The organism is Haloarcula salinisoli, assembly GCF_019599405.1.
Taxonomy (GTDB): Archaea; Halobacteriota; Halobacteria; order Halobacteriales; family Haloarculaceae; genus Haloarcula; species Haloarcula salinisoli.
Genome location: NZ_RKLQ01000002.1, coordinates 523068 through 540581 on the forward strand (window position 1 = coordinate 523068; position 17514 = coordinate 540581).

Here is a 17514-nt window from a genome sequence, read left to right on the forward strand (position 1 = left end):
GGCGTCTAAACCCCTGTGTTCGCGTCGATACTCTCGAAGCCGACGCGGTCGGCGTCGGTCCCGGCCCGGGAAATAGCCGCGTCGAGGTCGAACTCCCGGACGACCTCACCGTCCCGAACCAGCGGTTCCATGAGCGACTCGGCGTCGTCGGGGCCGTCGTGGCTGGCCAGCCCGATGTGGTGGCCGCCCTCTCTGGTCCGGTACACTGACTTCTTCCCGGTGAGTTTGCCGCGCTTGGCCGCGGGCTCGCCGTCGACTTCGACGATATCGAGCGCGAAATCCAGCGGGTCGGCGTTCGAGACGTAGCTCCCGACGCCGAAGCCGTCGGCCACGTCCCGGAGTCCGCGAAGCTCTGTGGGCCCGAGCCCGCCCGAGCAGAAGATGTCGACGTCCTCGTGGCCGTAGGCGTCCAGCGTCCATCGGACCTCGCGGACGATGTGGCGGAAGTCGCCCCGTCGCGACCCCGTCGTGTCGAGGCGGACGCCGGCGAGGTCGTCGATAGCCTCGGCCGCTCTAAGGGCCTCGTCGACCTCGTCGGAGTAGGTGTCGACCAGCGCGATTCGCGGGGTCGACTCGGGGACCGCCTCGTCGAAGGCCCGCCACGCCTGTTCCTGCTCGCCGCGACCGAAGCAAATCAGCAGCGCGTGGGGCATCGTCCCGCCCGCCTCGCGGCCGATAACGTCGCCGGCCGCGACGTTCGAGAACCCGTCCATGCCGCCCAGCAGGGCCGACCGCTCGACCATCGCGCCCAGCGAGGGGTGGACGTGCCGGGAGCCAAAGGACAGGACCGTCGAGTCCGGGGCCGCTCGACGGGCTTCGAGTGCGCGCGTCGCTATCCCCGTCGGATGCGAGAGGAAGCCAAGCAGGGCGGTTTCGAGCCGGCCGAACGCCCGATAGGGCCCCGCGATGCGCATCACGGGGCCGCCGTCGAACAGCGTCCCCTCCGGCAGGGCGTCGGCGTCGAGGTCGCGGCCCTCGAGCAGGGCCGCGGCGTCTTTCAGCCCCGCCAGCAGGTGCCACTCGCCGGTCGGGAACTGGTCGGCCGTCACCTCCGCGACCACGTCTGGATTGTGCCCGGCGTGGTCCAGCGCCTCCACCGTCCGGTCGAAGTACGCGTCGGTCGCCCGCCCCGACCTGATGGCCTCGGCCGGGATGATGTCGAAAGCCTCTGTCATTACCGCGGAGTTAGAGCGGCGATGGAAAAAGGGGGCCGGTCGGTGGCGCCGCGGTCGGCAGTCGTGGGGCCGACACGTACTGGCGGAAAATTTTCCCGCACACGCGTGAATGATTGATTATGTGGAGTCCGCCGCGGGTGTTCGGACTCATCGTCGGACTGGCGCTGCTGGTCTCCGGCGGCGTGCTGGCCGCGAGCCAGTACCACCACATCAGCGGGTACGAGTCGACGACGGCCACGGTGGAGCGCGCCCAGGTCGAGGTCGTCGCCGTCGACGCGGCGTACGCGCCGGACGTCACCTACACCTACACGGTCGACGGCACGCGCTACACCGGCGACAACGTCGCCGCCGGGACGGGCATCATCACGGGCAACCGCGAGAAACTCGAGTCCGTCCTCGCGTCGTCGGCCGGGACGACGACGGTGTACTACGACCCCGGCAACCCCGGTAACGCCCACCTGCTCCCGCGCTACAACTTCTTCCCGGGCGGGGTACTCCTGGTCTCTGGCCTGTTCGTCCTGACGGACACGCTCACGCCGAAACTGCGGTTCGTCCGCACTCTCAGCTCCCTGTTTCCCATCGACCTGCTCGAACGGATGCCCGGCGTCGAGCCACGGACGGTCGCCCACGCGCCCGACGACCCGACCGCCATACTGGAGAATCAACAGCGCTGGAGCGGCGGCGGGGAGGCGCCCATCCGGGGCGGTGCAGTCCCCGCCGTCTGGCTGCTCTGTTATCTCCTGATGGCCGACATCGCTATCGGCTACTTCTGGCTCTCTGGCTGGCCCTATGACCTCTGGGGCGTCCTGACGCCGCTCGTCGTCGTCGCCGGCGTCATGCGGCTGGGCTTTGTGACCCTGCTGGACTAGGGCCCTGTCGAACGCCTCGGTCATCGCCCGTGGGCCGGTGGAACGAGTGGGCGGGAGCGGTCGTGCGAACGAGACGCACTGTCGGAAATTTTTCCACGACAGGCACGTACGTTAGCGTATGCCGAGTCAGCCCCGTGTGCTCGGTCTCGTGGTCGCGCTGACGCTGCTGGTCTCCGGTGGCGTGCTGGCTACGGGCCAGTACTACCGACTCAGCGGGTACGAGTCGACGACGGCCACGATGGAGCGGGCCCAGGTCCAGCCCCAGTACACCGACGGGTTCGGCCCGAGCCAGACCAACGCCACCGCCGACCAGGGGGCCCAGCAGCCCGAATTCGGTCTCAGGAACGTGGTCTACAGGCCGAACGTCACGTACAGCTACACCGTCGACGGCGAGCGCTACACCGGCGAGAACGTCGCCCTCGGGACGGACATCGTCACCGACAACCGGTCGGACGCAGCCGCACTCCTCCCCGCGCGCCAGGCCGGGGCGACGACGACCGTCTACTACGACCCCGCAGACCCCGACGACGCCCACCTGCTGCATCGCTATCGCTTCTTCCCTGGTGGACTCCTGCTGGTCGCCGGACTACTCGTGTTGACGGACACGCTCACGCCGAACCTCCGCTTTGTCAGCTTTCTCACCGGCAAGATTCCCTTCGCGACGCTCGAACGGGTACCCGGCGTCGAGCGGACGGCCCTCTCCGAGTTTTCGGACGACCCGACCGCCATTCTCGACAGCCTGGACCGGTGGGAGGGGACGGAACCGTCGCCGATTCGGGCCGGCGCTAGCCCCGCCGTCTGGATGCTCTGTTACCTGTTTATCGCCGACCTCGCTATCGTCTACTTCGTGCTGTCGAGTCGCCCCTACGACCTCTGGGCCATGGTCCCATTTTTCGCCGTCGCCACGGGTGTCATGCGACTGGGGTTCCGCCGCCTGGACCCGTAGCTCGTCGTTACAGCCGTCAGTATCAGTCGCCGGCGCGGTGAATCTCGTCTAAATCGCCGACCGTCGGGCCGTTGACGATTCGGACCGTTCGGCCCTCGCGGACGATGCGGAACGCGTCGGCGAAGGGGCCGTCGGGGACGACGTAGACGTTCTCGCGAGGGTTGCGGGCGTCGTGTGTCTCGGTCAGGGCGTCACGGTAGGCGGCCGCGAACTCGACGGCGTCGCCCTCGCTGTCCCAGCGGCTCTCCCAGACGTAGCCGCCACCACCCGAGCCGTTCCGGTAGGGCACGACAGTGTCTCCGGCCCACCCCTCCGAGGGCTGGCTCACGTAGCTGTACCGGTCGGCGGTCGTCTGGTCGTTGTGGTACATCGCCGCGAAGATGGAGGCTTCCCCGACCGTGTCGCCGACCGGGTCGTGGTCGAATCGGTTCCACTCGCCGTTCGAGCGGTCGGCGACGGTCACCGAGACTGGCGTCTCGTCGGGGTAGCGCTCGGGGTGGATAATCTGCTCGGAGCTCGCAGCGTAGTCCTCGTGGAGCGCGTCGACGGCGTCCCAGCCGCCCTCGTCGTAGACGCTGTCGACGAACGCGGGGCCGCTGACGTAGGGCTGGATGATGACGGTGAACACGCCGGGGTTCGCTCGGCCGCCGCCACCGCCGCCACCACTCCCGTCGCCGGGTCGCTCGATACAGCTCCAGCGGCGCTCACACCGCTGCTCGTAGGTGTTCTGGACGTAGTTCGCTTCGCCCTCGACGACGCCGTTTCTGGCCAGCTGTGTGTCCTGTGTCTCGGGCGCGCCGCCGAGGCCGAACTGCTGGTCCTGGAGCGCGTGGACGAGTTCGTGGGCCAGCGTCCGCCGGTCGACGACCGGCGTCTCGCTCTCGCTGACGATGACGATGCGGTCCCGGCTCGGCGAGTAGTACCCCAGGACGGAGTCGCTCCGCGTGTCGCTGATGGCCTCGCTGCTCCCCGAGTTCTCGCCGACGAGCAACAGCGACTCCCACACCTGGTCGTTCCAGGGGTCCCCGCCGGCGACGCCGCTCCCACGGCCGCCCGACCGGTTGCGGTACTCGGCCCGCGAGATGACCTCGACGGGGACCGTGGATTCGAACTCACGGTCACGGACGCGCTCGATGCGAGCCATCGTCCGGGCCGTGACGGCTTCCAGTTCGCTCTCGTTGAGTCCGTCGCTCGTCGTCACGTCGACCGGGTCGTCGTACCAGTAGCCGTTCTCCCAGCCGATGGCGTCCCCGCCGCGTGGCTCCTCGGGGTGGCCGATGAAGGGTATCGAACAGCCCGCAAGCGCGAGCGCCAGGGCGAGACCAAGCGCGAGCGCCGCTCGCCTACGCATCGTACAGCTCGGTCAGCTCCGCCTCCGTTGGCGCGTTGACCACGGTGACGGTGTCGCCCTCGACGTGGACGGCGACGGCGTCGCCGAACGGACTCTCCTCGGCGATGACCCAGTTGCCGTCGGCGGTGCGTTCGCCACCCCAGTGCTGGATGACCCGCTCCCACGACGTCGCGAACGCCTCGGCCGACTGCTCGTCAGTCCAGGCCGTTCGCCAGACGTAGCCCGTCTCACCGTCCTTTGTGTACACCTGCATCCGACCGCCGTCCCAGCCACTCGTCCCCGACAGGTCGTAGTTGTAGGGGTCGGTGTCGACGGTGTCGCGGTCGCCCAGCGCGAACCGGCTGACGACCGAGGAGCTGGTGTTGTACTCGTCGACTACTGTGTAGGCCATCGTCGCGGCGATGGCCGACGGACCGACGGTGGCGTAGTCGGGCCGGTCGCGGTCGGCCGACGGCCGAACCCGCTCCCAGTCGTCGCTCGGCGGGGCCGGCAGCGTCACCTCGCGGGGCTCCCACTCGGGGTAGTCGGTCGGCGTGGTGACCTCGCGGGCCCCCTCGGGGATGTCGTCGTAGGCGTCGTTCACCGCACGCCACCCACCGCGGTCGCGGAGCTCGGCGACGAACGACGTCCCGTCGCTGTAGGGGAAGTATATCATGTAGAAGACGCCGAAATGCAGGTCACTGCTCCCACCGCCCCCGCTCGACTGGCCGACCCTGACACACGACCAGCTCGACCCACAGCGGTTCAAGTAGGCCGTCTCGACGGTCCGGGCGTCGCCCTCGATGAGGGCGTTACGGCCCTGCAGGGCATCTCGGGTGCTTGCGTTCCCCTCTAGACCGAACTGCTGGTCCTGGAGCGCGTGGACGAGTTCGTGCGAGAGGGTCTTCTCCCCGATGCGGGGCGTCTCGGAGTTCGTGACGATGACGATTTCGTCCAGCGAGGGGCTGTAGTACCCCAGGACGCTGTCGCCGAGCGTGCTCTCCTGGACCTCGATGGAACTGTCGTCCTCGCCGATGAGGAACAGCGCCTCGAACTTCGCGTTGTCGAAGGTCCGGAGCGCGTCGCCGTAGCTGCCCGAACCGCTCTGGTTCCGATATTCGGCCCGCGAGACGGTGTTGACTGACACGTTCTCCTCGAACTCCAGCCCGCGGACGTACTCGATGCGGGCCATCGACCGGTTGACGACGGCCGACAGCTCGGTGTCGTTCAGCCCGTCGGTGTTGTCCACGTCGAGTGAGTCGTTGTGCCAGTAGCCGTTCTCCCAGCCGAGCCGGTCGGTCTCGGGGTCCGGACGGACGGTCGAGGAGCCGCTCTCGTTTCGCAGTTCCAGCACTGTGGAGTCCGTCGGCTGCTCGGTCCCGTTCTCGGTCACGGTCAGTGTCTCGTCTGTCCCGGTCGGTGTCCCCTCGTCTACCCCGGCACCCAGCCCCTGACAGCCGGCCAGCAGGAGCAAAACGGCACAGCAGACGGCCCCAAACTCACGTCGCATTAGCGGACTCTTGGGGGGCACGGTGAAAAGTTACACGCCCGAAGCTTACGTAGGGGCCCCGACCGAAGAGACAGATATGCAACTGGACCCAAAGCAGACAGCTCTCGTGGTCGTCGATATGCAGAACGGCTTCTGTCACCCGGAGGGGAGCCTCTACGCACCGGACAGCGAAGCTGCCATCGAGCCCGTCGCAGGACTGGTCGAGCGGGCCAGAGACGCCGGCGCGAGTGTCGTCTTCACCCGCGACGTCCACCCGCCCGAGCAGTTCGAGGACGCCCACTACTACGACGAGTTCGACCGCTGGGGCGAGCACGTCCTCGAGGGCTCCTGGGAGGCACAAGTCGTCGAGGAGCTGTCCCCCCGCGAGGACGAACTGGTCGTCGAGAAACACACCTACGACGCGTTCCACGAGACGCAACTCGACGGCTGGCTCTCCGCCCGTGGCGTCAAGGACCTGCTCATCTGCGGGACGCTCGCGAACGTCTGCGTGTTGCATACGGCCTCCAGCGCCGGCCTGCGGGACTACCGCCCTATCCTCGTCGAGGACGCTATCGGCTTCATCGAGGAAGAACACCACGAGTACGCCACCGACCACGCCGACTGGCTGTTCGGCGAAGTGACCGAGCGCAGCGAGATCACGTTCGCCTGAGATGGGCGACCCGGTCCGTGGCGAGGTCGGCGAGGTCGACGGCGGTCCGGAGTACGAGGCCCACCGCGAGCGCTACGGCGACGACTGACGCTCGACGGTCACCTCGACCCGCTCGCCCACCGTCAGGTCCACGCCCTCGCCTACCAGCTTCACACCGGCAGTCTCGCGCGAACAGAACAGCGCCACGCCGGTGACGGGCTCGCCGTTGGCCAGCACCGTGATGTCGTCCCACGTGACCGTCCGTCCATCGGCGACGCCGACGCGCTGGCCCGCCAGGTGTGCCGTCCCGTTCTCGCCCCCGAGCGCGCCGCCCCAGTCGTAGTGGGGGAGGCCGCCGTCGAGGACGCCGCCCTCGCGGTCCGCCCGACCGTTCCCAGCCGCCAGCCCGACGAACCGCTCGCCTGGCGCGGGATGGGCGGGGCTGTCCAGGCGCGCCCAGGTCTCGCCGGTCTCGGCGACGGTGCCCGTGCCGTCCCACGCAAGCGGTGCCACGTCGACGCCGGCCGCGACCGGGAGCGAGCCCGCCGCCCGGTAGGGGTTGGCGTTGGCATCCCTGAAGCCCAGATGGATGTGGTTGGGGACCCAGGGCGCGAAAAAGCCCGCCCGGACGAGTTCGCCCAGGTCGTCGCCCACGGCGACGCGGTCCCCGGCCTCGACCCCCGGTTTCACGTGGAGCAGGCGCGCGACGTGGTCGCCGGTGTCGACCAGAATCAGATAGTCGTGCTCGGCGGCGTAGGGCTTCGGTGGGGCCTGCACCGTCTTCGTGTCGAGCACCTCGCCGGCGACCGGCGAGGGCGCTCGCGGCCCCTCGGGGTAGAGGTCGATGGCACACCCCTCGTCGTGGGCGTCGAACGGGGAGTTGTACAGCGAGAACCGGTAGTACTGGTGGAGGACGTCCGGCGGGACGGTGACGGCCATTGCCCCCGGTTAGGAACGGGACAGTATGTGCCTATCGTCCGAGGGTTCATGAGCGATGGCGGGGCCACGACCGCGTATGCGCTAAGAACCGCCGTGGCGGGTCCAGCGGGAGTGCGACCGAGCCCGTCACGAGATGTCGTGTCGCCTGTTCGCTATCGACGTGAGTGTTTAGTCCGCCGACCGCATACTCCGGCTATGCGACTCCTGCGGGGGCGGGCGAGCGACCACGAACGCGACTACGAGCGGACCCGCGAGCTGGTCGCCCGCGTCGCCGACGACGCCGAGTCGGCCTTGCGAGTCTGGACGCCCCACCGGCAGGTCGCCTTCGGCCGGCGGGACCGACGCGTCGAGGGGTACGACCGGGCCCGTGAGGCGGCCACGGAGCGGGGCTACGCCGTCCTCGAACGCGAGGTCGGCGGCCGCGCCGTCGCCTACACCGGCCGGACCGTCGCGTTCGCGCTGGCCGAGCCCACCGCCGACGGACGCGGGGATATCGGCGCCCGGTACGACCGCGTCAGCGGGGCGGTCCAGCGCGCACTCGAAGCCGTGGGCGTCGACGCCAGCGAGGGGGAACCGGCCGACTCGTTCTGTCCCGGTGCCCACTCGCTGCAGGCCGACGGCAAGCTCGTCGGCATCGCCCAGCGCGTCCGGCAGGACGTGGCGCTTTCCGCCGGTGTCGTTATCCTGCGGGACCACGACGCTATCGCGGCGGTGCTCGCCCCCGTCTACGAGGCACTCGGTGTCCCGTTCGACCCTGGTTCCGTGGGGAGTGTGGCCCGGGCTGGCGGGGACGCGGCCGGCGTGGTCGACGCCTTGGTGACCGAACTCGTCGGCTCCCGACCCGTCACCGCCCGCGACAGTATCCGAGACACTTAGGGGCTCGCCCGGTCCAGGGTGGGTATGCTCATCCGCAACGCCACACTCGCGGACGGTCGACAGCGGGACGTCCGGGTGCGCGGCGAGACCATCGCCGAGGTGGGTCGGGGGCTCTCGGACGACGACGAGCGCACCATCGACGTCTCGGGCAAACGGCTGTTCCCGGGGATGATTGACGCCCACGTGCACTTCCGCCAACCGGGCTACCCCCACAAGGAGACGTGGGAGACGGGCTCCCGCGCCGCGGCCGCCGGCGGCGTGACCTGCGTGGTCGACCAGCCAAACACCGACCCGCCGACCGTCGACGGCGCCGCCTTCGACGACAAAGCCGAGTTTGCCGCGGACTCGATAATCGACTGGGGCATCAACGGCGGCGTCACGGCCGACTGGGACCCCCAGAGCCTCTTTTCACGCCGGCTGTTCGCGCTGGGCGAGGTGTTCCTCGCTGACTCGACAGGTGATATGGGTATCGAGCGCGAGCTGTTCGAAGACGCCCTGGCCGCGGCGACCGACGCCGGCGTCACGGTGACGGTCCACGCCGAGGACGCCGACTACTTCAACGAGGACGCGACGGTTCGCGAGGACGCCGACGCCTGGAGCGCCTACCGGACCGCCGAAGCCGAGGAACGGGCCGTCCGGCGGGCCTGCGACGCCGCCGGCGAGGTCGGCGCCCGTATCCACATCGCACACACCTCGACGCCGGAGGGCATCGACGTCGCCGCCGACGCGGGGATGACGACGGAGGTCACCCCACACCACCTCCTGCTCTCTCGGCGGGACCTGCGCGAGCTTGACACCTACGGCCGGATGAACCCGCCGTTGCGCCGCGAGAAGCGCCGACGCGAGGTGTACGAACGGGTCGCCGACGGCACCGTCGACATGATCGCGACCGACCACGCGCCCCACACCGTCGAAGAAAAGGATGCAAGCATCTGGGACGCCCCGTCCGGGGTCCCGGGCGTCGAGACGGTGCTGCCGCTGCTGCTCGCGGAGGCCGCCGACCCCGACACCGCGCTGGGCTACGAGCGGGTGCGGGACCTGACCGTGACCAACCCTGCTCGGGTGTTCAATATCCCCCAGAAGGGTGCCATCGAGCCCGGCAAGGACGCCGACCTCGTGCTGGTCGACACCACGGAGACGACCGAGATTCGGGCCGACGAGCGCCACACTGACTGCGGCTGGACCCCCTTCGAGGGGTTCGACGCCGTCTTCCCCGAGTGGACGATGGTCCGGGGGACGATGGTGTTTGAGCGCGGCGGGGCGCGGAGCGCCCCGGAAGGGTCGAGCGGGCGGAGCCCGCGAGACGACCCTGACGAGGATGTCTTCTACGAGCACGCGGGCGAGAACGTCCGCGACGCCGACGGCGAGTTGCTGGAGTAGCCGCCGCTCAGGCCGAATCTATGTGCATCGATCGTACACGACCCCGCCGAGTTCATACCCGATACTGACCCCTCTCCTGTATGGTACGTTGCATCAACTGCGACAGGGAGTACGAACACGAACACGAACTCGACCACGAGGCGGTCGACGAGGTCGAACTGGTCGAGCAGGACGACGGCCCACCGCGTATGCAGATCGGGACCGGCCAGCGCGACGTCTGGCGCTGCAAGGGCTGTGGCAAGGTGCTCGGCGTCCGCTAGCTCTCCGCCTCGACCGTCTCCTCGGGCTCCTCGTCTTTTTCGAGTCGATACGCCGGAACTGGGAAGAAGAAGCCGTAGACTGTCCGGTAGCAGACGACCCCGGCGCCGCCGCCGGTCAGCGCCGCCGCGCTGACGACCGCGGTCGGGGCCGACAGCACGAGGACGAAGCCGACACCGACGGTGACAGTCACGAGGAAGGCCGCGACCGACGCCACTTCGGGGTAGACCCCCGGCACCACGTCGTGTTCCGCGAGGTACACCGAGATGGCGATGCAGGCGGCGATGGTCACCCCGACCACCGGCACGGCCCGGACGGCCTCGCTCCCCCCGCTGAACAGTCCGGTCCCGAGCATGATGGCCGCCAGGAACAGGTCCGATTTCAGGACCGAGAGGCCCTCACTTCTCATCGACACCGAACTCGTGGCCACATTCGGGGCAACACACCTCGTCGTGACGCAGGGCCGCCGAGTGTTCGCGCACTTCGCGCATCACCGTCGAGATGCGGTCCTCGGCCGCCATCTCCTCCTCGACGGCGAGGTCGACGCCCTCGACCTCCAGGAGGAACTTCGCGACCTCGGTCGACTCGTACATCACGTCGTCTAGCTCTTCGGCGGTGAAGAAATCCGACATCGCACCGTAGAGGAAAGTAGCGCCGGCTTTCCGGACTTTCTCCTCGAAGGACGCGCGGGCCTGGTTGACCGCCTGGGGCGTGTAGGTGTCGGTCATGAACGGGACCAGTTCGGGGAGGTTCTCGCCGATTTTGGTCATCTCGACGCCGGTCTCGGTCCGGAAATCCGCACAGAGACGCGCGATGGCCCACTCGCGGGCGGTGATGTAGGTCCGCTCACGCAGGAACTCGTTAGCGCGGTCGTAGGTCCCGCTCTCTATCTTGGTAAAGCGTTCGTACTTCCGGACGTCCTCGGGGACGGCGGCCGGGTCCGTCGCCTCTGACCCGTCCGGCGAGGGTGATTGGGGCTCCTCGGGCTCGCTCTCCTCGCCCGACTCGTCTGGCTCGTGGGGCGAGACGACCCGTGTCGGCTCCTCGTCTTCCGGCGGCGGTGTCATGGCTGTCCGTGTGTGCCCCCGGCGAAAAAGCGTATCGCCCCGCTCCGTCGTCCAACTTCCTCGCCTGGCCGAGACCCCGGGTAACGTGTCGCACAGCCTGCAGGACGTGCCACAGGGATTTTTGACAGATGACGGGAATGGCCCTACATGGACATTCTGCTCGGTGTTGGTGGGAGTGAGCTGTCGTACCACGCACTGGAGGAGACCATCGACCGTGCACAGGCAACCGGTGACGAACTGACCGTCGCAATCTTCCACAACGAGGAGGTGAGCGCCGACGACGAGGAGATCGAGGAGCGCGTCGAGGCGACGCTCGCAGAGACCGACTTCGACGCGACGATACGCCGACTTGAGGGCGACTCACCCGGGAGCGAACTCGTCTCGGTGGCCGAGGCCGAAGCGTTCGACCGCATCGTCCTGGGCGGCGGCGAACGGTCGACACTCGGCAAGATACAGCTCGGCTCTATCGTCGAGTTCGTTCTGTTGAACTCCCAGACCCCGGTGACTCTCATCCGATGACGCGCGACTATCCGGACGAACCGGCCGACAAGTTCCCGGCACCGCCCCGGACCGTCACCGACCGGGAGGGCCGCGAGGTGGAGCTACTGGCGGCCGACGCCAGCGACCACGACGGCGTCCTCGAGATGTACCTCTCCTTCGACCCGGCCGACCGGGCCCAGGGCATCCCGCCGGCCCGGGAATCGGCCATCGAGGACTGGCTCGACACCATCCTCGGCGAGGACACGCTGAACGTCGTCGCGGTCCACGAGGGCAGCGTCGTCGGCCACGCGACGCTGGTGCCGGACCGCCACGGCGAGCACGAACTCGCTATCTTCGTCCTGCAGCCGTTCCAGGGGGCCGGTATCGGCACCTGCCTCGTCGAGACGCTGCTGGGGCTGGCCCAGTCGCGGGGGCTGGAGAAAGTGTGGCTGACCGTCGAGCGGTGGAACGACCCCGCGGTCGCGCTGTACAAGAAGGTCGGCTTCGAGACGACCGAAGCCGAGAGCTTCGAGATAGAGATGAGTATCCAGCTCTAGACCGACAGCACCGGCTGGCTGGCGTATTCCAGCACGTAAATCGCGGCCCGCCCGACGGCGTCCTCGCTGTTTGCGGCCCGCGGGATGACCAGAAAGTCCGCCGCGACGTCTTCGGCCACGTCGAGGACGACGCTGCCGGGGTTTTGCATCAACCGTTTCTGTGAGAACGCCGTCGCCGTCGAGGTGTCGAGTGTGACGTCGTGACCCAGCTCGTGTGAGCGGTCTCGCACTCGCTGGGTGAACGCCCGGTGGTCCTGTGCGACCGACTCGGCGTCGACGGTCCCCTTGTCGATGTCCCGCCGGAGCCGTTCGTCCAGCACGAACAGGAGGTGGAGACCGGCGTCGTACCGCTCGGCGATAGCGGTCGCGTACTCGGCGGCTTGCTCGGACCGGTCGCTCCCGTCGACCGGGACGAGCACGAGGTCGATGTCCATCACAACACTCTGTGACCGGGCCGGGCAAAAAGCCATCCATCGCTCACAGCGGGCCGTGCCGACCGATGAGGTGGCTTTTTGCCCGTCGACCGACCAGAGACAGGTATGTTCGACACGGTGGTCATCGCGACGGATGGCTCGGGGAGCGCACAGCGGGCCGTCGAAGCCGCGCTCGACCTCGCGGGGAAGTTCGACGCGACCGTCCACGCGCTGTACGTCGTCGACGAGGGCGAGGTCGAGTCCACGCCCGACGACGTCCGCGACGTGCTGGAACGGGCCCTGGCGACGACCGGCGGCCGGGCGCTCTCCTTCGTCCGGGAGGCGGCGACGAGCGACGGTGAGACCGATGCAGACGTCGTCACCGCCGTCCGCGAGGGCGAGCCAGCCGAGGAGATACAGGCCTACGCCGAGGACGTCGAGGCCGACCTCATCGCGACCGGGACCCGGGGTCGCCACGGCGAGCACGCGTTCCTCCTTGGAAGCGTCGCCGAGGAGATTGTCCGCCACGCCCCGATGCCGGTGCTGTCGGTCCGCCAGCTCGAGGGTGAGGCCAACCCCGAACGCGAAGCGGTCTGAGCTCGGTCCGGACAGTGATACGGGACCGCTGGACTCATTGCCGCTGACTGGCAGGTGTGGACATGGACGACTGGCTCATCGACGACGACCGTCTCTCTATCGGCCGCAAATCAGTACTGCCCGGTGAGGGCTTTTTCTACCCGGATTCGTTCGAGGAGGAGAAGAAGGAAGCCGAGGCCGCCGAGACGCTCGCCGACGCCGGCGTCGTGGTTATCGCCGACCCCGACGCCGACGGCCTGGCCTGTACGGCCCTGGTTCGGGCGGCCCACGGCGAGGGCGCGCTCCTCCCCGCTGGCCCGCACAACCTCCAGGAAGCGCTGGCCTGGGCCGCCGAGTACGGCGAGCCCGACGCGACCGTCTACGTCTGTGACCTCTGTCCCGACAGCGAGGACGACCTCGGCGCGCTCGACAATCTCGTCGCTCGGGTCGAACACGTCGCGTGGTTCGACCATCACCAGTGGGACGACGACCTCGGCGATATCGTCGACCAGGCCGGCGTCGCCCGCACCGTCGGGGAGAGCGAGGAGGTCTGTACCGCCGACGTGGCGCTGGCCGAACTCGATCACGACTTCGCCGACCAGTGGGCCGAACTCGCCGCCGTCACGCGGGACCACGACCTCTGGATTCGCGACGACGAGCGCAGCGACGACCTCGCCGACTTCTCCTACTGGGCCGAACCCGAGGAGTACATCGAGGCCGTCGCCGAGCACGGCCCGGACCTCTCGATGGAGGTTCACGATTTCCTCGCGGAGAAGCGCGTCGAGAAGGAGGCACTCATCGAGAAGGCCGTCGAACGGGCCGAACTGCGCGACGTCGGCGAGTGGACCGTCGGCGTCACCTACGGCCGCTGCTCACAGAACGAGGTCGCCGAGACGCTGCGCGAGCAGGGTGCCGACGCCGCCGTCATCGTCAAACCCGCCGGCTCGGCCTCGATTCGGGGCACGGAGAACTTCGAGCGCGCCCACGAGGTCGCCCGGCAGGTCAACGGCGGCGGCCACCCCAAAGCGGCGGGCTGCAAGCCCGACATCTACGACGACATGATGGACTACGCCCACCACTGGACCACACAAGGTGCGGTGGCGAAACAGGCCATCGTTGATGCGTTCAAGCGGCTGCCTGCGGAGGAGGACGAGGGCGTGGATACCGAGCGGTAGAGTTCTGGACCGGTCGTGAGCGGGGCGAACGACCGGCCTTTTTCGCCACCGAAAGACTCGCTTTGCTCGTCTTTCGAGCTGCTCGGAAATCGAAGATTTCCGGTATGAGCGTGGGACCGGAGGTCCCACGAACCATCTCGTTCGCTTCGCTCACGAGAACCACGTTTTTGCCGTGAGTGGTGGCCGAAGGCCACCCGACCGACAACGCACCCGCGGCTGACTATCTGTACCGGCAAAGACTGAAGGCCACTGCAATGGTAATCTGCAGTATGTCGGAGCAGATGAACACCGTCGTCTCAGGTGACGAGTCGGAGATCCACGACGAGCCCCACATTCGGGACCGGCGAATCACCGTGAGCCACGTCCACGCGCTGGTCGAAGAGCGCGGCCTCGACGCACAGACGGTTGCGGATCGTTTTGACCTCACTGTCTCGGACGTCTACCACGCACTGGCGTACTATCACGACCACCCCGAAGAGATGCGGGCGGTCAACGAACGACGTCGAGAGCTCCACGACGCCGCAGAAGAAGACCCAAGAATCATCAGCGGCCCCGAAGACCTGCCGGAATCGTAGTCATGGGGCTGCCGTTTCTTCTCGACGAGAACATCGCAGCGCCGCTGGCTGATAAACTCGACAAAGCAGGCCACGACGTAGAGCGTGTCGTCAAGGTGAGTGAGTTGGGCGAGGGGCGTCGATGACACCACAATTTGCCTGTATGCCGTCCAAGAGGGGCGTCTCATCGTCACCAGCGACGACGACTTCGTCCAGATGCCTGTCGACTCACATAATGGTGTCTTCTACGTCCCTGACCAGTCGCTTCCCCCGCACGAACTCTACCATATCATCCAGCGCGTTCTCGAAGCGTTCCCCGACCGAGAGGCGATGGAGACAGTGACGTACATCACTACCGACTGGCTCTGAGTCACGACCGGAACGAGTGGGGCGAAAGTCATCACAACTGAACGATTTGATAGTCGCCTTCTACGGTGTGATACAGTTCTGTAGCGCTACCTGACGAGGAAGATGGGGCTCTTACAGAGTGTACGACCCGTCGTCGCCGTCCTCGGCGTCGTCCGCTCGAAGCTCTTCGAGGGCCGCTTCGAAGTGTGCCTGCGTGAGGACGATATCCTCGACGGGAGCGTCTTTCCCTTCGGATTTGGCCTGGACGTGTTCGCGCACGGCCGCCGTCGCCGCTCCTCGGCCCAGTGCGGCCAGGTCGGCCCCGACGAGGCCGTCGGTCTCGGCCGCGAAGTAGTCGAGGTCCACGTCGTCGGCCAGCGGTCGGGTCCCGGCGTGGATTGCCAGTATCTCGCGGCGGGTCTCCTCGTCGGGCTCCCCGACCTTGATTTTGCGCTCGATTCGGCCAGCACGCATCAGGGCATCGTCGATGAGGTCGGGGCGGTTCGTGGCCGCGATGACGACCACGTCTTCCAGCTCCTCCAGCCCGTCGAGCTCGGTCAGGAGCTGTGAGACGACGCGTTCGCCGACCTGGTTGTCCCCGCCGCCGCTCCCGCGCTTGCTCGCGATGGCGTCGATTTCGTCGAAGAAGATGACCGTCGGGGCGTTCGCACGGGCCTTCTCGAATATCTCCCGGACGCCCTTCTCGCTCTCGCCGACGTACTTGTCGAACAGCTCCGGCCCCTTCACCGAGATGAAGTTCGACTGGGACTCGTTGGCGACCGCCTTGGCGAGCAGCGTCTTCCCGGTGCCGGGCGGGCCGTGCAGCAGGATACCCTTGGTGGACTGGAGGTCGACGTGTTCGAAGGCGTCCGCGTGTTCCAGGGGCCACTGGACCGCTTCCTGCAGTCGGGCCTTCGTCTCGGCGAGCCCGCCGACGTCTTCCCAGGTGACGTCGGGCGTCTCGATGAACACCTCCCGGAGCGCGCTGGGGGATATCTCCCGGAGCGCCGTCCGCATGTCCGGTTCGGTCACTTCCAGCGTCTCCAGGGTCTCGGCGTCTATCTCGTCGCCCTCGAGGTCGAGGTCGGGACGGACACGCCGGAGCGCGTTCATCGCCGCCTCGCGGACGAGACTCTCGAGGTCCGCGCCGACGAAGCCGTGCGTGTTCTCGGCGTACTGCTCGAGGTCGACGTCCTCGGCGATGGGCATCTCCCGGGTGTGAATCTGGAGAATCTCTTTGCGGCCGTCGGTGTCGGGCGCGCCGATTTCGATTTCGCGGTCGAAGCGGCCACCCCGTCGCAGCGCGCTGTCGATGGCGTCGACGCGGTTCGTCGTCCCGATGACGGTTATCTGCCCGCGCTCCTCCAGCCCGTCCATCAGCGAGAGGAGCTGAGCGACGACGCGCCGTTCCACGTCGCCCTGTGTGTCGTCCCGTTTCGGGGCGATGGAGTCTATCTCGTCGATGAAGATGATGGCCGGCTCGTTCTCGGCGGCCTCCTCGAAGACCTCGCGGAGCCGCTCCTCGCTCTCACCGTGGTATTTCCCCATAATCTCGGGCCCGGAGATGGTCTGGAAGTTCGCGTCGATCTCGTTGGCGACGGCTTTCGCGATGAGCGTCTTCCCGGTGCCGGGCGGGCCGTGGAGCAGGACGCCCTGTGGCGGCTCGATCCCAAGCGCCTGGAACAGTTCGGGGTGGGTCATCGGGAGTTCTATCATCTCCCGTACCTGGTCCAGTTCGTCGTTGAGGCCGCCGACGTCCTCGTAGCTGACGCCCGGGGGTTCGGCCCCGCCGGGCGTGTCGGCGTCGCGCTGGCCGTCGATATCGACGTCTTCGGCGGACTGGTCGACGATGTCGATATCCGTCGACTGGGTGACGACGACCGTCCCGCCGGGGTCGGTGTCGACGATGCGAATCGGAATCCGACGGCTGGACCGCCCCATCAGTGAGCCAAAGCCGATGGCCAGCGGGACCGTCTGGCCGGCCTGGACCGCGCGGTTGGCGAGTTTCTCGAGCAGGTACGAGGCGAGGTTCCCACGGATGCGGAGCCCCTCGGGCAAGGCGACGGAGAGTTCCGCCGCGGGTTCGACGTCGGCCGCCTCGACCTCGACGAACTGGTCGATACGGGTACCCGTCGCTTTGCGCGTCTGACTGTCGATACCGACGACACCGCGTTGACGGTCGCGTACCTGCCCTTCTCTGACACGGGCGATGGCGACCCCTGCTTCGCCCTCGATGGCGACGAACTCGCCGTCGGTGACGCCCAGTTCCGTCATTGTCTCGCGGTCTATCGCAGCGATACCCTGCCCGACGCTCTGTCTGTCCAGCGGTTTGACGATAAGTTTCATGAGAAGTGTCCAGAGTGCCCTCGAACTGAGTTTGAAATAGAAACTCAGCGGGGCGGAGCGCTGGACGTACGCTGTATTGTGGCACAC

The 17514-nt window shown here is 67.7% G+C and carries 20 protein-coding genes; 12 read left to right on the forward strand and 8 right to left on the reverse strand.

What is annotated here, in order from left to right; translation table 11 throughout:
- Positions 1-5 precede the first annotated feature (5 nt).
- Positions 6-1175 carry a nicotinate phosphoribosyltransferase gene (locus tag EGD98_RS11870; protein WP_220588584.1) on the reverse strand — a complete coding sequence of 390 codons (1170 nt, stop codon included), beginning with the start codon at positions 1173-1175 and terminating at the stop codon, positions 6-8.
- Positions 1176-1294: 119 nt separating this feature from the next.
- Here EGD98_RS11870 and EGD98_RS11875 point away from each other — a divergent pair, with 119 nt between their 5' ends.
- Together EGD98_RS11875 and EGD98_RS11880 are read left to right on the forward strand one after the other, a co-directional pair.
- Complete coding sequence (locus tag EGD98_RS11875) at positions 1295-2044, forward strand: DUF3592 domain-containing protein (RefSeq protein ID WP_220588585.1); 750 nt, start codon at positions 1295-1297, stop codon at positions 2042-2044.
- A gap of 118 nt (positions 2045-2162) precedes the next feature.
- Positions 2163-2990, forward strand: a complete 828-nt coding sequence (locus tag EGD98_RS11880) for a DUF3592 domain-containing protein (RefSeq protein ID WP_220588586.1) — start codon at positions 2163-2165, stop codon at positions 2988-2990.
- A gap of 22 nt (positions 2991-3012) precedes the next feature.
- Here EGD98_RS11880 and EGD98_RS11885 read toward each other — a convergent pair whose 3' ends face one another.
- Positions 3013-4341, reverse strand: a complete 1329-nt coding sequence (locus tag EGD98_RS11885) for an Hvo_1808 family surface protein (RefSeq protein ID WP_220588587.1) — start codon at positions 4339-4341, stop codon at positions 3013-3015.
- Complete coding sequence (locus EGD98_RS11890) at positions 4334-5830, reverse strand: Hvo_1808 family surface protein (protein ID WP_220588588.1); 1497 nt, start codon at positions 5828-5830, stop codon at positions 4334-4336. The genes EGD98_RS11885 and EGD98_RS11890 overlap by 8 nt, the downstream gene beginning before the upstream one ends.
- Positions 5831-5906: 76 nt before the next feature.
- Here EGD98_RS11890 and EGD98_RS11895 point away from each other — a divergent pair, with 76 nt between their 5' ends.
- Complete coding sequence (locus EGD98_RS11895) at positions 5907-6479, forward strand: cysteine hydrolase family protein (RefSeq protein WP_220588589.1); 573 nt, start codon at positions 5907-5909, stop codon at positions 6477-6479.
- A gap of 72 nt (positions 6480-6551) precedes the next feature.
- On the opposite strand, the gene EGD98_RS11900 is transcribed toward EGD98_RS11895, so the two are convergent.
- Positions 6552-7397: a DUF8155 domain-containing protein gene (locus EGD98_RS11900; RefSeq protein ID WP_220588590.1), complete on the reverse strand. Its 846-nt coding sequence runs from the start codon at positions 7395-7397 to the stop codon at positions 6552-6554.
- Between the two features lie 195 nt (positions 7398-7592).
- Here EGD98_RS11900 and EGD98_RS11905 point away from each other — a divergent pair, with 195 nt between their 5' ends.
- From EGD98_RS11905 to EGD98_RS11915, 3 genes are all read left to right on the forward strand, one after another.
- The gene (locus EGD98_RS11905; RefSeq protein ID WP_220588591.1) at positions 7593-8273 is read left to right on the forward strand and encodes a lipoate--protein ligase family protein; all 681 of its coding nucleotides are present in this window, start codon (positions 7593-7595) and stop codon (positions 8271-8273) included.
- A 24-nt stretch (positions 8274-8297) separates the two neighbouring features.
- A complete protein-coding gene (locus EGD98_RS11910) occupies positions 8298-9653 on the forward strand; it encodes a dihydroorotase (protein ID WP_220588592.1) in 1356 nt (451 codons plus the stop codon).
- A gap of 80 nt (positions 9654-9733) precedes the next feature.
- A complete protein-coding gene (locus tag EGD98_RS11915) occupies positions 9734-9913 on the forward strand; it encodes a hypothetical protein (RefSeq protein ID WP_220588593.1) in 180 nt (59 codons plus the stop codon).
- Here EGD98_RS11915 and EGD98_RS11920 read toward each other — a convergent pair.
- The gene (locus tag EGD98_RS11920; protein WP_220588594.1) at positions 9910-10320 is read right to left on the reverse strand and encodes a hypothetical protein; all 411 of its coding nucleotides are present in this window, start codon (positions 10318-10320) and stop codon (positions 9910-9912) included. The two genes, EGD98_RS11915 and EGD98_RS11920, sit on opposite strands and share 4 nt — an antisense overlap.
- Positions 10310-10978, reverse strand: coding sequence for a DUF5806 family protein (locus EGD98_RS11925; RefSeq protein WP_220588595.1), 669 nt, complete (start codon positions 10976-10978; stop codon positions 10310-10312). Before EGD98_RS11925 ends, EGD98_RS11920 begins: the two co-directional genes overlap by 11 nt.
- Before the next feature lie 147 nt (positions 10979-11125).
- Here EGD98_RS11925 and EGD98_RS11930 point away from each other — a divergent pair, with 147 nt between their 5' ends.
- The gene (locus EGD98_RS11930; RefSeq protein ID WP_220588596.1) at positions 11126-11497 is read left to right on the forward strand and encodes a universal stress protein; all 372 of its coding nucleotides are present in this window, start codon (positions 11126-11128) and stop codon (positions 11495-11497) included.
- On the forward strand, positions 11494-12015 hold the full coding sequence (locus EGD98_RS11935) for a GNAT family N-acetyltransferase (RefSeq protein WP_220588597.1): 522 nt from the start codon (positions 11494-11496) through the stop codon (positions 12013-12015). The genes EGD98_RS11930 and EGD98_RS11935 overlap by 4 nt, the downstream gene beginning before the upstream one ends.
- Here EGD98_RS11935 and EGD98_RS11940 read toward each other — a convergent pair.
- A complete protein-coding gene (locus tag EGD98_RS11940; protein WP_220588598.1) occupies positions 12012-12449 on the reverse strand; it encodes a universal stress protein in 438 nt (145 codons plus the stop codon). The genes EGD98_RS11935 and EGD98_RS11940 overlap by 4 nt on opposite strands.
- Positions 12450-12554: 105 nt before the next feature.
- On the opposite strand from EGD98_RS11940, the gene EGD98_RS11945 reads away from it, so the two are divergent.
- The 4 genes from EGD98_RS11945 to EGD98_RS11960 all read left to right on the forward strand — a co-directional run bounded on the left by EGD98_RS11945 (position 12555) and on the right by EGD98_RS11960 (position 15102).
- Positions 12555-13025 (forward strand): universal stress protein, encoded by a 471-nt coding sequence (locus EGD98_RS11945; protein ID WP_220588599.1) that lies wholly within the window; start codon positions 12555-12557, stop codon positions 13023-13025.
- A gap of 62 nt (positions 13026-13087) precedes the next feature.
- Positions 13088-14179: a DHH family phosphoesterase gene (locus EGD98_RS11950; RefSeq protein ID WP_220588600.1), complete on the forward strand. Its 1092-nt coding sequence runs from the start codon at positions 13088-13090 to the stop codon at positions 14177-14179.
- Between the two features lie 269 nt (positions 14180-14448).
- Positions 14449-14754, forward strand: coding sequence for a DUF433 domain-containing protein (locus EGD98_RS11955; protein ID WP_220588601.1), 306 nt, complete (start codon positions 14449-14451; stop codon positions 14752-14754).
- Between the two features lie 99 nt (positions 14755-14853).
- Entirely contained in the window at positions 14854-15102 is a 249-nt protein-coding gene (locus tag EGD98_RS11960) for a DUF5615 family PIN-like protein (RefSeq protein WP_220588602.1), read from the forward strand.
- 111 nt (positions 15103-15213) lie between these two features.
- On the opposite strand, the gene EGD98_RS11965 is transcribed toward EGD98_RS11960, so the two are convergent.
- Positions 15214-17427 carry a CDC48 family AAA ATPase gene (locus EGD98_RS11965; protein ID WP_220588603.1) on the reverse strand — a complete coding sequence of 738 codons (2214 nt, stop codon included), beginning with the start codon at positions 17425-17427 and terminating at the stop codon, positions 15214-15216.
- Positions 17428-17514: the final 87 nt, after the last annotated feature.

Bases quoted from the DNA above. Each gene is read 5' to 3' on its own strand.
- EGD98_RS11870 (WP_220588584.1), bottom strand. From the start codon at position 1,175: ATGACAGAGGCTTTCGACATCATCCCGGCCGAGGCCATCAGGTCGGGG.
- EGD98_RS11875 (WP_220588585.1), top strand. From the start codon at position 1,295: ATGTGGAGTCCGCCGCGGGTGTTCGGACTCATCGTCGGACTGGCGCTG.
- EGD98_RS11880 (WP_220588586.1), top strand. From the start codon at position 2,163: ATGCCGAGTCAGCCCCGTGTGCTCGGTCTCGTGGTCGCGCTGACGCTG.
- EGD98_RS11885 (WP_220588587.1), bottom strand. From the start codon at position 4,341: ATGCGTAGGCGAGCGGCGCTCGCGCTTGGTCTCGCCCTGGCGCTCGCG.
- EGD98_RS11890 (WP_220588588.1), bottom strand. From the start codon at position 5,830: ATGCGACGTGAGTTTGGGGCCGTCTGCTGTGCCGTTTTGCTCCTGCTG.
- EGD98_RS11895 (WP_220588589.1), top strand. From the start codon at position 5,907: ATGCAACTGGACCCAAAGCAGACAGCTCTCGTGGTCGTCGATATGCAG.
- EGD98_RS11900 (WP_220588590.1), bottom strand. From the start codon at position 7,397: ATGGCCGTCACCGTCCCGCCGGACGTCCTCCACCAGTACTACCGGTTC.
- EGD98_RS11905 (WP_220588591.1), top strand. From the start codon at position 7,593: ATGCGACTCCTGCGGGGGCGGGCGAGCGACCACGAACGCGACTACGAG.
- EGD98_RS11910 (WP_220588592.1), top strand. From the start codon at position 8,298: ATGCTCATCCGCAACGCCACACTCGCGGACGGTCGACAGCGGGACGTC.
- EGD98_RS11915 (WP_220588593.1), top strand. From the start codon at position 9,734: ATGGTACGTTGCATCAACTGCGACAGGGAGTACGAACACGAACACGAA.
- EGD98_RS11920 (WP_220588594.1), bottom strand. From the start codon at position 10,320: ATGAGAAGTGAGGGCCTCTCGGTCCTGAAATCGGACCTGTTCCTGGCG.
- EGD98_RS11925 (WP_220588595.1), bottom strand. From the start codon at position 10,978: ATGACACCGCCGCCGGAAGACGAGGAGCCGACACGGGTCGTCTCGCCC.
- EGD98_RS11930 (WP_220588596.1), top strand. From the start codon at position 11,126: ATGGACATTCTGCTCGGTGTTGGTGGGAGTGAGCTGTCGTACCACGCA.
- EGD98_RS11935 (WP_220588597.1), top strand. From the start codon at position 11,494: ATGACGCGCGACTATCCGGACGAACCGGCCGACAAGTTCCCGGCACCG.
- EGD98_RS11940 (WP_220588598.1), bottom strand. From the start codon at position 12,449: ATGGACATCGACCTCGTGCTCGTCCCGGTCGACGGGAGCGACCGGTCC.
- EGD98_RS11945 (WP_220588599.1), top strand. From the start codon at position 12,555: ATGTTCGACACGGTGGTCATCGCGACGGATGGCTCGGGGAGCGCACAG.
- EGD98_RS11950 (WP_220588600.1), top strand. From the start codon at position 13,088: ATGGACGACTGGCTCATCGACGACGACCGTCTCTCTATCGGCCGCAAA.
- EGD98_RS11955 (WP_220588601.1), top strand. From the start codon at position 14,449: ATGTCGGAGCAGATGAACACCGTCGTCTCAGGTGACGAGTCGGAGATC.
- EGD98_RS11965 (WP_220588603.1), bottom strand. From the start codon at position 17,427: ATGAAACTTATCGTCAAACCGCTGGACAGACAGAGCGTCGGGCAGGGT.